The 12,834-nt window shown below is 59.0% G+C and carries 10 protein-coding genes and 1 tRNA gene; 2 read left to right on the top strand and 9 right to left on the bottom strand.

Going from position 1 to position 12,834, the window contains the following annotated elements; genetic code table 11:
* Nucleotides 1-101: 101 nt before the first annotated feature.
* Complete coding sequence (locus ONZ54_RS08220) at nt 102-941, top strand: sterol desaturase family protein (RefSeq protein WP_271788262.1); 840 nt, start codon at nt 102-104, stop codon at nt 939-941.
* 77 nt (nt 942-1,018) lie between these two features.
* On the opposite strand, the gene ONZ54_RS08215 is transcribed toward ONZ54_RS08220, so the two are convergent.
* From ONZ54_RS08215 to tadA, 9 genes are all read right to left on the bottom strand, one after another.
* Nucleotides 1,019-2,419 carry a basic amino acid/polyamine antiporter gene (locus ONZ54_RS08215; RefSeq protein ID WP_271787887.1) on the bottom strand — a complete coding sequence of 467 codons (1,401 nt, stop codon included), beginning with the start codon at nt 2,417-2,419 and terminating at the stop codon, nt 1,019-1,021.
* 9 nt (nt 2,420-2,428) lie between these two features.
* Nucleotides 2,429-3,331 carry a homocysteine S-methyltransferase family protein gene (locus ONZ54_RS08210; protein ID WP_113720034.1) on the bottom strand — a complete coding sequence of 301 codons (903 nt, stop codon included), beginning with the start codon at nt 3,329-3,331 and terminating at the stop codon, nt 2,429-2,431.
* Nucleotides 3,332-3,632: 301 nt separating this feature from the next.
* Complete coding sequence (locus ONZ54_RS08205) at nt 3,633-4,172, bottom strand: hypothetical protein (protein WP_058394189.1); 540 nt, start codon at nt 4,170-4,172, stop codon at nt 3,633-3,635.
* A gap of 18 nt (nt 4,173-4,190) precedes the next feature.
* Complete coding sequence (paeA, locus tag ONZ54_RS08200; protein ID WP_011898555.1) at nt 4,191-5,510, bottom strand: polyamine export protein PaeA; 1,320 nt, start codon at nt 5,508-5,510, stop codon at nt 4,191-4,193.
* Nucleotides 5,511-5,699: 189 nt separating this feature from the next.
* Nucleotides 5,700-6,410 carry a phosphate signaling complex protein PhoU gene (gene phoU / locus ONZ54_RS08195; protein WP_011898554.1) on the bottom strand — a complete coding sequence of 237 codons (711 nt, stop codon included), beginning with the start codon at nt 6,408-6,410 and terminating at the stop codon, nt 5,700-5,702.
* 85 nt (nt 6,411-6,495) lie between these two features.
* Complete coding sequence (gene pstB, locus ONZ54_RS08190) at nt 6,496-7,314, bottom strand: phosphate ABC transporter ATP-binding protein PstB (RefSeq protein WP_005320154.1); 819 nt, start codon at nt 7,312-7,314, stop codon at nt 6,496-6,498.
* Between the two features lie 243 nt (nt 7,315-7,557).
* Complete coding sequence (pstA, locus tag ONZ54_RS08185; protein ID WP_265467082.1) at nt 7,558-9,207, bottom strand: phosphate ABC transporter permease PstA; 1,650 nt, start codon at nt 9,205-9,207, stop codon at nt 7,558-7,560.
* A 17-nt stretch (nt 9,208-9,224) separates the two neighbouring features.
* Nucleotides 9,225-11,462: an ABC transporter permease subunit gene (locus ONZ54_RS08180; protein WP_005320158.1), complete on the bottom strand. Its 2,238-nt coding sequence runs from the start codon at nt 11,460-11,462 to the stop codon at nt 9,225-9,227.
* 207 nt (nt 11,463-11,669) lie between these two features.
* Entirely contained in the window at nt 11,670-12,269 is a 600-nt protein-coding gene (gene tadA, locus ONZ54_RS08175) for a tRNA adenosine(34) deaminase TadA (protein ID WP_416995609.1), read from the bottom strand.
* A 286-nt stretch (nt 12,270-12,555) separates the two neighbouring features.
* Here tadA and ONZ54_RS08170 point away from each other — a divergent pair.
* Nucleotides 12,556-12,632, top strand: a tRNA-Pro gene (locus ONZ54_RS08170).
* Nucleotides 12,633-12,834 lie beyond the last annotated feature (202 nt).

Here is a 12,834-nt window from a genome sequence, read left to right as displayed (position 1 = left end):
TTTAAATTCAGGCCAGTCACCAGATGGCGGTGCAATATGTTAATGAAATTTTAAATCCATTCGGTATGCTGGAACACAACTGGTCAAACCGGATGCTCGACATGGATGTGCAACTGCTGCTGCTTTATCTCTCCCCCGTCTTTTTGGCATTTGTCGGCTGGGAGATGCTTTACCTGCGCAAGCACGGGGCGGCCTTTCCCACCGCCACCTACCAATGGAAGGATCTCTTCGCCAACGCTACCCTGGCCCTGATGCATCAGGGGGGTGACGCACTGACGGCCATCGCCGTCGCTTACCTGTATGACGCCCTGTGGGGCTGGCGGCTGCTGGACATCGAGCTCAATGTCTGGAGCCTGCTGCTGCTCTTTCTATTGCAGGATTGCTGTTACTGGCTGTTCCACTTTACCAGCCACCATGTGCGCTGGCTGTGGGCCTCCCACGTGGTGCATCACAGCTCGGAGCGACTCAACCTCTCCACCGCCTTTCGCCAGAGCCTGATGTACCCCGTCTCGGGCATGTGGCTGTTCTGGATCCCCATGATCCTCATCGGCTTCCCGCCCCAGGCCGTGGTGGCGACCGTGCTGCTCAGCCTGGGTTTTCAGTTCTTCGTCCACACTCAGGTGGTGGGCAAGCTCGGCTGGCTTGAGTGGGTCTTCAATACCCCCTCCCACCACAGGGTGCACCACGCCAGCAACGCCAAATACATAGACCGCAACTTCGCCGGTGTGCTCATCATCTGGGATCGGCTGTTTGGCACCTTTGTGGAAGAGGATCCCGCCGAGCCATGCCGCTTTGGCATCACCAAACCGGTTCGCAGCTTCAATCCGCTCACCCTCACCTTCCACGAGTGGCGCGACATGCTGCGCGAGGCCCGTGGCCTGCCTTGGTCAGAGAAGCTCAAGGTGCTGTTTGGCAAACCGGCCGGCCCCGGCAGCGCCTGAGCCAGAACCCTGGAACAAAGCAAAAAAGAGAGCGCCGCCAGGGCGCTTTCTCATTTTACAAGGATCACTTACCCCCTTCATGGAGAGGCAAATGACCAGAGTGCGGGAATGAGGCTCACCAGGGTTATCCCGGCCAGCAGTCGCTCACGACCGCTGAGCCGCTGATGGTCACCAAGCTGTCGACGGCTGTAGAGAAACAGCAGCAGGCCCGGCCCGTAGAGCAGCAAGGAGAGCAGCAGGTATTCCACACCGGCGGCATAGAGCAGCCAGAGGCCATAACCGCTCGACACCAGCGCCACAGCCCGCATCAGGCCATTGCCCTCGCCACTCAAGGAAAGCTTGAGCAGGAACAGGCCGATCAGCAGATAGGGCACCAGTATCATGGAGGTGGAGATGAGCAGCAGGTTGGTATACCCCTTGCCGAGCAGCCACACCAGCAGCAGGCAGCCCTGCACCGTCAGGCTGGTGAGCCACAGCGACGCTATGGGGGTGCCGTTGCGATTCTGGCGCCGGAAGATGGCCGGGAAGGCGCCGTGGCGGGCAGCGCTGAAGGGCACCTCGGCCGAGAACAGGGTCCAGCTCACGTAAGAAGCGAGCACAGAGACGATGAGGCCGACACTGATCAGCACCTTGCCCCAGGAGCCTGTCATCTGGGCCATCAGCCCCGCCATGGAGGGATTGGGCAGGGCCGCGAGCTCGGGGCGACTCAATATCCCCAGCGCCAGCACAGAGATGAGCACATAGAGCAGCAGCGCCAGCACCACGCCGAGCACTGTGGCCGTGCCCACGTCCCGCTTGTTCCTGGCGCGGGCCGACAAGACGGCCGCCCCTTCGATGCCGGTAAAGACCCAGAGGGTGATCAACATGGTGTTGCGCACCTGCTCGGAGACCGGCACAGCAAGCGTGCTGCCCCCCTGATCCGCCGCGAAGGTCACAAGGTCGAAGTAATAGCAGGCGAACAGGATGAACAGCAGCAGCGGCAGGCTCTTGGCCAGGGTCGCCACCAGATTGAACAGGGCGGCCTGCTGCACGCCACGGGCCACCAGCAGATGCACCGCCCACAAGATGCAGGACTCGCCGATAAAGGCCGCCAGGGTGTTGCCCTCACCAAACCAGATTTCGGTTGGCGTATCGACGAAGCTGCCCAGCGCCGCGAAGGCGATCACCAGGTAACCCACCACGCCTATGGTGGCGCAGAGCCAATAGCCCCAGGCGGAGAAGAAACCCACCAGATCGCCAAAGCCTGCGCGGGCATAGCTGTAGATGCCGCCATCGAGATCCGGTCTTAGCCGCGACAGGTAGAGAAAACTCGCGGCGAGTGCCAGTATGCCCACCCCGGTCACACCCCAGCCGATCAGCACGGCGCGGGCACCGGCCACCTCGGCCATGTTCTGGGGCAGGCTGAAGATGCCCGCCCCCACCATGGAGCTGAACACCAGCGCAGTGAGGGACCAGAGGCCTATTTTGCTCTCTTTCATGTGCTCTCCTTAGCGCAGCCGGCTGGCCAGTGCCTGAATATGCTCGGGGCCTATGCCGCAGCAGCCGCCGATGAGAGAGGCCCCCACGGCGCGCCAGCGCTCGGCCCAGCCGAGATAATCCAGCGGCCCAAGATCGGCGCGGATCTCGTCCAGCCCGTCGTTGGCGGTCGCCTCCTTGGGCTGGGGCGGAAAGGCGTTGGCATAGGCGCCGAGGCGAATATCCCCTCGACCCAGCGCCTGCAAGCTGTCACCGGCCACCGTCAGCGCGGCCTCGATCACCTCGGGCTGACAGCAGTTGAACAGGATGGCGTCCACCCCGGCCGATGCCAGTGCAGTGACGGCATCCGCCACCCGCTCACCGGAACGAAGCGCAGGCTCGCAGCCCGGCGCTTCATCTTCCAGCGTGAAGGAAACCCAGAACGGCTTGCCATCCTGTGGCAACAGCGCCTTGAGGGCCAGCGGCTCGGCAATCAGGCTCATGGTTTCGGCCAGCCAGATGTCCACATGGGGCGTCAGCGCCCGAATGAGCGGTGTGGCCAGCTCGCCCACTCTGTCCGCCTCGAACAGGTCGGCGCGGTAGGAGCCAAACAGTGGCGGCAGGGATCCTGCGACCTGCACCGAGCCCGGTTGCTCATTGGCAACCTCACGCGCCAGCTGGCCAGCCAGCGCGGCCAGCGCTTCCCCTTCGGCGGCAAATCGCTCGGCACCGATATGAAACGGCACCAGGGCATAACTGTTGGTGGTGATGACACGGGCACCGCTCGCCACATAGGCCTGATGCACTTCGCGCACCGTCTGTGGTGCCTCCATCAGCGCCAGCGCCGACCATTCAGGTTGGCGAAAGGGCGCCCCTCGCCGTGCCAGCTCGCGTCCCATGCCACCATCCAGTACCCACAATGCCTGTGTTTCCATCTGTCGTGTCTCTTTGTTGTTCTGTGTTTGTCTGTTTTGTCGATTTGCAGCTTTTTTGCGCTGCCATGCACTCTTTAGCGTTGCTCTGCGGCTGTGCGTCGCCGGGCCTCATCGTGGTGAGACATCCCTATCAACATCAGCCATAAAAACATATAGATGTTTAGATGGCCAAAACAAGATAAAGCAAAGCAGTGCAGGCGGCAATCGGTATCAACAGAAATCAGAACGCAAAGATGAGGAAAGGTAGAAATGAGTGAGGCCACCCAAGGGTGGCCTCACTGCTGTCTGGTTAGCTGGCGGTTTAACGCCCTGCCAGCACTCGCTTGATCTGCTTGGTCCAGTCAGAGACCCGCCCCTGCTGGGGCAATCCCTGCCAGATCTGCGCCCACTGGGCCGGGCTCAGAGGGCGACCGAGACGACGCTGCACACCGGCATAGAGATAGTCGTGGGCCGTGGTGGCAGCCTGGGTCGAGGTGAGAAACTTGGAGACAGGATCGGTCAACCGCACATCCCGCATGCCGAGCAGCGGATAGTCGCTGTGCACCGCCGCCAGCATGGTTTCACGCATGGCAGATTCGATGTAACCACGGGCAAACAGGGCGGTTACCGACTCCAGGGATCCCTGATCCGGGCCGTGATACTCCTCATCAAAGACCGGACTTGGCTCCACTACGGCGCTTTGTACCACGGCATCGGGATCGGATTGCGGCACCACTTCTGCCTTGGCGGCAACCGGTTTGGCAACGACAACCGCCTTGCGGGGGGCGCTCTGACTGCAAGCGCCCAGCGCCAGGGCAAGCGCCACACAGGCCAGCGCATGGGAATGAGACTGCATCTTCATGACTCCTTGGTAGCTCCTTTACGATTCCTGAGCGGACTTGTCGGTCACTATGGGTTCAACCCGAGTGACCAGCAGCTGGTCGATCTTGTAGCTGTCGATATCCACGACTTCAAATTTGTAGCCCGCGTATTTGACCGAGTCGGTACGCTTGGGGATCTTGCGCAGCATGAACATGATGAAACCGGCGATGGTCTCGTAGTTCTGGCTATCCGGAAACGCCTCTATGTCGAAGGCACGCATCACGTCAGAGATGGGGGTCACGCCATCCACCAGCCAGGAATTTTCATCCCGCTGCACAATCTGCTCTTCCACTACGTGGGTGGCCCACTCACCCATGACGGTACTCATCAGGTCGTTCATGGTGACTATCCCCACGACCAGGGCGTACTCGTTCATCACAACGGCGAAGTCACCCCTGTGGTTCTTGAAGTACTCCATCGCCTCGTAGAGGTTGAGGGTATCGGGAATGATGATGACGTTCTGCACCAGGGAGCCGCTGTTGAGATCTATGCTCTGGCCGCTGATGACGCGGATCAGCAACTCTTTGGCATCGACGAAGCCCTTGATGCTGTCGAGGTTGTGGTCACAGACCAGGAACTTGTTGTGGGGGTGTTCGGCGATCTTGGCCTTGATGCTCTCTTCACCCTCTTGCAGGGTGAAGTAAATCAGGCTCTCCCGCGCCGTCATGGCGGAGGTCACGCCGAGGGACTGCAACTCGAACACGTTCTCGATGAGCTGATGCTCTTCGCGCTGAATAACGCCCGCCTCGGCGCCGGCATCCATCACCGCATAGATATCGTCGGAGGTGATCTCGTCGTTGCGTATCATGGAGACCCGCAGCAGACGGAACAACGCATTCGCCATGCCATTGAAGAACCACACCAGCGGCATCAGCAGGGTCACGCACAGCAGCATGGGGCGAACCACCACAACGGCGATCCGCTCCGGCATGGTCATGGCCAGGCGCTTGGGCATCAGGTCGGCGATCAGGATGAACATGCCGGTGACGAACACGAAGGAGGCGGCAGAACTTATCTGGCCAAGCCAGGGGCCCTGATAGAAGCCGGAGATGAACCCCTTGATGGCCGGATTCAGGGCAGACTCGCCCAGGATACCGCCCAGGATGGCGACTGTGTTGAGGCCAATTTGCACCACGGTAAAGAAATTACCCGGCTGGGCCTGCAGTGCCAGCACCTTGGCGGCATGGCGGTTCCCCTCATCGGCCATCACCTGCAATTTGATCTTGCGGGAGGCGGCGAGGGAGATCTCGGAAAGGGAGAAGAACACACTGCCGGCAACCAGCAGCATCAGAAGAAATATACTATCGGCAAAACTCATGATTAACCTATTGCTACACCCGCCTTAGCACAAGACGGCAAACTGGGCCTGGGAGACCAGACCGTGAGTCCATCCGAGACTCACACAGGGGGCATATTCTAGCAGAAAACCGCCATCCGGGTGGCGATATCTTGCTCTGACATGCAGTGCAACAAAAAAGGCGCGAAACGCGCCTTTTTATTCATTTCATCAGCTCTTGCCAAGCAGATCGCTCAGCTCGTCAGCCTTGGTGTGGCGAACGTCCTTGCCCTTGACGTAGTAAACGATGTACTCGCAGATGTGCTGGCAGCGATCGCCGACCCGCTCGATGGCACGCGCCGCCCACAGTACGTTGAGTACCTGGGGGATGGTGCGCGGATCTTCCATCATGTAGGTCATCAGCTCGCGGATGATGGACTCGTACTCCCGATCTACCTTGTCATCTTCCTTGTAGACGGCGATAGCCGCCTCCAGATCCATGCGGGCAAACGCATCGAGCACGTCGTGCAGCATCTTGATGGTGCGGCGCCCCATGTTCTCGAGCGACACCAGCGGCGGCTGTGGCTTGTTGGCGTTGTCGGTCAGCATGCGGGCTATCTTGTCCGCCACGTCGCCGATGCGTTCCAGATCCGTGATGGTCTTGATGATGGCCATTACCAGACGCAAGTCGGACGCAGTGGGCTGACGCTTGGCGATGATGCGGGTGCACTCTTCGTCGATGGCCACTTCCATGGCGTTGACCTTGTGGTCATTGGCCACTATCTTGCGCGCCGCATCCAGATCCTGATCGTGGATGGCAGCAATGGCGTCGGTAAGCTGTTGCTCCACCAGACCGCCCATCACCAGCACCTGATTGCGCACATTCTCGAGCTCGGCATTGAACTGACCGGAGATGTGTTTATTGAGGTTCATATTGTCCATACAAATAATCCTTGATGCTCCGATTATGCCTTAGCCGTTGAACTGGCCGGTAATCTGTTTATTGAGGTTCATCCTGTACCCCTCCTTATCCGTAACGGCCTGTGATGTAATCTTCGGTCTTTTTCTTGGCCGGTGTGGTGAAGATGGTGTTGGTGTTCGAGTACTCGATGAGCTCGCCCATGTACATGAACGCCGTCTGATCCGACACCCTAGCCGCCTGCTGCATGTTGTGGGTCACGATCACCACGGTGAACTGGCTCTTGAGCTCGTTGATCAGCTCCTCGATGGTGAGGGTGGAGATGGGGTCCAGCGCAGAAGTGGGTTCATCCAGCAACAAGACTTCCGGCTCAATGGCGATGGCCCGTGCAATCACCAGACGCTGCTGCTGGCCACCGGAGAGACCGAATGCATTGTCATGCAGTCGATCCTTCACCTCTTCCCACAGGGCAGCGCCACGCAGTGAACGCTCGGCCGCCTCGTCCAGGGTGCGTCTGTCGTTGATGCCCTGCAGCCGCAGACCATAGACCACGTTCTCGTAGATTGACTTGGGGAAGGGGTTCGGACGCTGGAACACCATGCCAACCTGACGACGCAGGGCGGAGACATCCACTCCCTTGTCATAAATGTTGTGGCCATGCAGCTGGATTTCACCCTCGATGCGGCAGATTTCCACCAGATCATTCATCCGGTTGATGCAGCGCAACAGGGTCGACTTGCCACAGCCGGACGGACCTATGAAGGCCGTCACCTGCCCCTTCGGGATCTTCATGTTGACGTTGAACAGCGCCTGCTTGTTGCCGTAGTACAGGTTGAGATCCTTCACCTCCAGCGCTGTCTGCTCCGGGCTCAGGTTGAGCAAGTCCAGCGCCGTGTGCTGGGTGGATGCGGTCGTTACGTTGATCATCTGTTACCTCAAATCAGTCTGTGGTGGCCGACAAATTCATGTTCCGGCAACCGTCATGCTTGGGTGGTGAGGGATGGCGGCACGCTCTTTGGCCGCACATCACTTACCTCAATATCAGTCTTGGATAGCCGGATTAATCTTCCAGCGACCGGAATTTTTCATGCAAATGGTTACGAATGCCTGTGATGTCAGTCAGGTTCATGCTGTTCATCCATTGTCTAAACACCAGTCTGGACTGCCGCATCAATGTTCCAAAGAGCGGAATTTTTCACGCAAGTGGTTACGAATGCCGATGGCCGTCAGGTTGAGGCCGACGATCACCGTCACCAGCAGGAACGAGGTGGCATACACCAGCGGTCGCGCCGCTTCGACGTTCGGACTCTGGAAGCCCACGTCGTAAATGTGGAAGCCCAGGTGCATGAACTTGCGCTCCACGTGCAGGTACGGGAAGTTGCCATCCATCGGCAGGGTCGGCGCCAGTTTCACCACCCCCACCAGCATCAGCGGAGCCACTTCACCGGCGGCCCGTGCGATCGCCAGGATAAGGCCGGTCATGATGGCCGGGCTCGCCATGGGCAACACGATACGCCACAGTGTCTCGGCCTGGGTGGCACCCAGCGCCAGCGAACCCTGGCGAATGGTGCTGGGGATACGAGCCAGCCCCTCTTCGGTGGAGACGATCACCACCGGCAGGGTCAGAATGGCCAGGGTCAGCGCAGACCAGATGACACCAGGTGAGCCAAAGGTCGGGCTTGGCAGCGCCTCCGGGTAGAACAGCTGATCCAGCGAACCGCCCAGGGTATAGACAAAGAAGCCAAGACCAAACACGCCGTAAACAATGGAGGGCACACCCGCCAAGTTGATCACCGCGATGCGGATGATCTTGGTCAGGCTGTTCTTGCCCGCATATTCGTGCAGGTAGACAGCCGCCACCACGCCGAGCGGCGTGACAATGATCGCCATCAGGAACACCATGAAGACGGTGCCGAAGATGGCCGGGAAGACGCCGCCCTCTGTGTTGGCCTCACGGGGATCATCGGAGACAAACTTGCCGATCTGGTGGAACCAGTGACCCACCTTGGCCGGCAGGCTCATGTCATTGGGCCATACCACATCCAGTACCTTGGACATGGGCATGGTCACCAGCTCACCTCGCATGTCCTTGACCGTAATGGAGTCCCTGTCTGCCTGGGCTCGCAGGGAGAAAAGATCCTTCTCCAGCACCTGATAGCGATCGTTTAGCGCCTGACGTTCTTCAGCCAGCTGGGCTTTAAGCTGATCGGTCAGCTTGTCATCCAGCTCGGCCTTGCGCTCCTTGAGACGCAGCCGCTCCAGCTGGTAGTTGATGCTGCCTATGTCCCCTTTTTGCAAATCGTCAGCCTGTTCGGACAGATCGTTGGCACGGGCCAGTACCCGTTGCAGCGCGGGATGCAGATCCTCGCTCAGTGCCTGTCCATCCTCTTTCACCCCGACGATATAACCGTAGAAGTTGCCGTTGGTGGCACGCTCCACCATGGCGAGCTCGGCCGGCTGGGTACGGGACTTGATGTCGGTCTCCAGCACCCAGCGAAAATCGAGGTCGACGAATTCGCGGTTGCCGGTCTTGACCAGATAGCGGGTCAGTTGCTCACGAGTTTCCCCTTCCAGGGGCAGACCCGCGGCGCGCAGCCGCTCCACCGGCACCAGTTCACGGTCGTTTATCTCGCCAATCAGCACGCTCTTGTTGCCGCTGGCATCTTCAATCTGCCACTCATAGATGGGGTGAGGCCAGAAATAGACCAGACCACGCCAGCCGATGAGCAGCAACAGACCCAGTACCGCTACCAGACTCAGGCTCACTGCACCGCCTGTCATCCAGATCCAGGGGGCCCCTGATTTAAACCACTTACCCATTGTCGATTCCTTGCCCGTTACATGGAGCTGTATTTTTCACGCAACCGCTGACGCACGAACTCGGCCAGGGTGTTGAACATAAAGGTGAATACAAACAGGACGAAGGCCGCGAGGAACAACACCCGATAGTGGGAGCTGCCCACTTCCGACTCCGGCATCTCCACCGCAATATTGGCGGCCAGGGTACGCAGCCCCTGGAACATGGAGAAGTCCATGATGGGGGTATTGCCTGTTGCCATCAGCACTATCATGGTCTCGCCCACGGCGCGACCAAGGCCCATCATCACCGCCGAGAAGATGCCCGGGCTTGCAGTGAGGATCACCACCCGGCTCAGGGTCTGCCACGGCGTGGCGCCCAGTGCCAGCGACCCCTGGGTCAGATGCTTGGGCACCGAGAAGACGGCGTCTTCGGCGATGGAGAAGATGGTGGGGATGACCGCAAAGCCCATGGCGATACCGACCACCAGGGAGTTGCGCTGGTCAAACTTGACGCCCATTTCGTGGGTCAGCCAGATACGGGAATCGCCGTGCATGAAGGCGTTCTCGATGAGAGGGCTCAAGGAGAAGGCGCCCCAGCCAATCAACAGCAGCACAGGAATGAGCAGGATGGCATGCCACCCTTCCGGCAACCAGGACTTGCTGCGCTCGGGCAGATAGTTCCATACCAGCGCGGTCAGCAGCATCCCCATCGGCAACAGGACAAGCAGCAGCACCACGCCGGGCAGTGCCCCTTCGATAATGGGAGCGAGCCAGAGACCCGCCAGGAAACCGAGGATAACGGTCGGCAGCGCCGCCATGATCTCGACCGTCGGCTTGACGTATTTACGCAGCCCGGCCGACATGAAGTAGGCGGTGTAGATGGCACCGGCAACACCGAGCGGCACCGCAAACATCATGGCGTAGAAAGACGCTTTGAGAGTCCCGAACACCAGCGGAACCAGACTCAGTTTGGCCTCGAAATCGTTGCTGGCTGAGGTGGATTGCCACACATACATGGGCTCGGGATAACCCTCGTACCACACCTCTTGCCACAGGGCAGACCAGGTCACCTCGGGGTGATCATTCTCGACCGCAAACAGTTTGAAGGTATCGCCCTGCTGCATCAGCAGCACGTTGTGGCGGGGCGAGATGGCCAGTGCCGACAGCATGCCCCCCTCCACCTTCTCGCTCAGCAGCTTGGTCTCGCCAGTGGCGTGGAAGAAGCTGATGGTGCCATCCTTGCCTGCGCTGATGAAGCCCTTGCGAAAGTGCTCAGGGGTCAGCAGATCCACAGGGCCATCGCCTTTGAAATCACGGATCTGGGTGAACTGGCGCTTGCCATCCTTGGCCACTTCGAACCATTGGGAGATGACACCATTGTCGTTACCCACCAGCAAAGAGGAGGCACCGGCGAGCAGCTCGACCCGGGTCACGTTGGCATTGGGGGCATTGATCTCCATGACGTTGCGCAGGGAGATGTCATTGAGGTTGTGGATGTCGTAGACGGAGAGGCGGTTAGCCTCACGCACGAACAAAATGCGCAGATTGGGGGTCAGCAGCATTTGATCCACATGACGCGGCAAGGAGGGGATGCTGTAGTTCTGGGCGCTCCACTCCACTTCACCTGAGATGAAATTCTCCTCGCCACTCATCACCGTCATCACGCCGCGGCCATCTTCGGTCACGGCGGCGGTGGCCATCTTGTCCTTGGTGGCCTCAAATACCATCAGCTGCAGCGCCTTGCCTTGGGGATCGATCACCACGGGCTCTTCGCCGAAGGGATATTTCAGGCTGGGCTCGATGACCCGCACATCATTGGGATAGGAAACCTTGAAATAGGGTTGCATCACCAGCGCCTTGCCATCGGCAAACCCGTAGGCGATGAGCTTCTGGCCCGGCGCCGGGCTGGTGACCGTCGTGATGTCACCGGCAACCTGAGCCTGACCAATGGCCTGCCCCACCTTGACCTTGCCATCCGCCTGAATGGCAAAGAAGTTGACCAGCCCTTTATCGCTGAAGCGATAGCCGATCTCGTTCTGCTCTTCCATCCCGAGCCAGGCTGTCTTGCCTTCAATGGGCAGGCTGAACGACGTGGTCGGCTCCATGGTGGCGCCGTTGAAAATAGGTTTCACCACATAAAGCAGATAGAAAAAAATGAGCAACAGGGCCACCAGCACCAGAGCACCACCAGTGGTGACTCCGTACTTGGCCAACTTATCCTTGATCCGGCGTTTTCTACTGCCCGCCATGACCAGGTTGATCGATTCCGATGACATGCAAGACCTCAATGTGAGCTAGGCTTGGCGGCATTATATGGCGGTTGCATGACAGTTTTGTTACATCAAAGCCCCTTGAGCAGAGCTTATTTTCGAAGAGGAAAAGGACCACATTTTTCGGCAAGAAACAGATTCAACCATCTGTTTTATATGAAAATATATTGAATAGTGAGAAGCAGGACGCGGCAAAAGTCGCCCCCGCTTGCATCAAGAAGAAGAGTCGGTCGCTTGTTGCAGCGCCTGTCTGGCTGCCTTTTTCTCGGCGCGACGGCGCTTGAAGAAGGCCGAGAGCTGAGCCGAGCAGGCATCTGCCAGCACCCCCTCCGTCAACGACACTCTGTGGTTGTGGCGGGGGTCCTGCAAAATATCGAATACGGAACCTGCCGCTCCCGTTTTGAGATCCCGCGCCCCGAACACCACCCGCTTGACCCGGCTGTGAATGAGGGCACCGGCGCACATGCAGCAAGGCTCCAGCGTCACATACAGCACGGTATCGATCAGACGGTAGTTTTCCAGTCGGGTACCGGCTGCGCGGATCGCCATGATCTCCGCATGGGCACACGCATCATGCTCGCTGATGGAGCGATTCCACCCCTCACCGACCACTTCGTCTCCCAGCACCAGCACGGCACCGACCGGGATCTCGCCGATCCCCTCGGCCCGGGCGGCCAGTGCCATGGCATGGCGCATCCAGCGCTCATCCTGCTCTGCTTGCTGCGCTGTCTGGCTCAGGGATACTGCGGCTGCTGATGGTTCCACCCCTTGCTCCTCTCTCGATTGGTTGTTCATGACCGATTGGTTGTTCATGACGGCTTGCCCTGCATGTGACTGCGCCCATCAGAGCTTGCCTGTGCCTGGAACAGGCACCACACCTGCGGTTGCTGGCGCCTTGATCACAGTCGCCAAGCTAGCCCTGCGGCGCAATTTTTCCACCGTAATACGGGGCGGCGATTATGCCAAATCTCCGTAGCCGGCCCAAGCAGCATCTTGAGTGAGCAATAAAGAAGCAATCGACATCTCACTGATAAAAAAGGAGTTGCACCAACAGATTCATATCATTAGACTCCCTTCCGTCAGCTTGAACTGACCTCGTCGGTGTGTAGCGCAGCCAGGTAGCGCATCTGCATGGGGTGTAGAGGGTCGGAGGTTCGAATCCTCTCACACCGACCATTTTCCCCGAGAAATAGCCCAGTCAAACGACTGGGCTATTTTTTTACCTCCATTTCACTCCAGCCCCTTCATCCTCTTTATGACCCTGGCAGTACTCTGTCCGACAGGCGCCACCACAGAGCCATCACACATTGGTGGTATATTTTTTATTCAGAATCACTTGAAACCTGTGGCGAGTGTCGCTAGGATACGCGACTTTTCC

Source organism: Aeromonas salmonicida (assembly GCF_028355655.1).
In the GTDB taxonomy this organism is placed as follows: Bacteria; Pseudomonadota; Gammaproteobacteria; order Enterobacterales; family Aeromonadaceae; genus Aeromonas; species Aeromonas salmonicida.
The sequence above is the reverse complement of the archived record's forward strand: the minus strand, read 5'-3'. Positions and strand labels throughout refer to the sequence as shown.

What these genes read in the sequence shown, in the direction of transcription:
- pstA (WP_265467082.1), bottom strand. Translation starts at nt 9,207, where the DNA reads ATGGGTAAGTGGTTTAAATCAGGGGCCCCCTGGATCTGGATGACAGGC.
- ONZ54_RS08215 (WP_271787887.1), bottom strand. Translation starts at nt 2,419, where the DNA reads ATGAAAGAGAGCAAAATAGGCCTCTGGTCCCTCACTGCGCTGGTGTTC.
- ONZ54_RS08205 (WP_058394189.1), bottom strand. Translation starts at nt 4,172, where the DNA reads ATGAAGATGCAGTCTCATTCCCATGCGCTGGCCTGTGTGGCGCTTGCC.
- ONZ54_RS08220 (WP_271788262.1), top strand. Translation starts at nt 102, where the DNA reads ATGGATGTGCAACTGCTGCTGCTTTATCTCTCCCCCGTCTTTTTGGCA.
- paeA (WP_011898555.1), bottom strand. Translation starts at nt 5,510, where the DNA reads ATGAGTTTTGCCGATAGTATATTTCTTCTGATGCTGCTGGTTGCCGGC.
- phoU (WP_011898554.1), bottom strand. Translation starts at nt 6,410, where the DNA reads ATGGACAATATGAACCTCAATAAACACATCTCCGGTCAGTTCAATGCC.
- pstB (WP_005320154.1), bottom strand. Translation starts at nt 7,314, where the DNA reads ATGATCAACGTAACGACCGCATCCACCCAGCACACGGCGCTGGACTTG.
- tadA (WP_416995609.1), bottom strand. Translation starts at nt 12,269, where the DNA reads ATGAACAACCAATCGGTCATGAACAACCAATCGAGAGAGGAGCAAGGG.
- ONZ54_RS08180 (WP_005320158.1), bottom strand. Translation starts at nt 11,462, where the DNA reads ATGTCATCGGAATCGATCAACCTGGTCATGGCGGGCAGTAGAAAACGC.
- ONZ54_RS08210 (WP_113720034.1), bottom strand. Translation starts at nt 3,331, where the DNA reads ATGGAAACACAGGCATTGTGGGTACTGGATGGTGGCATGGGACGCGAG.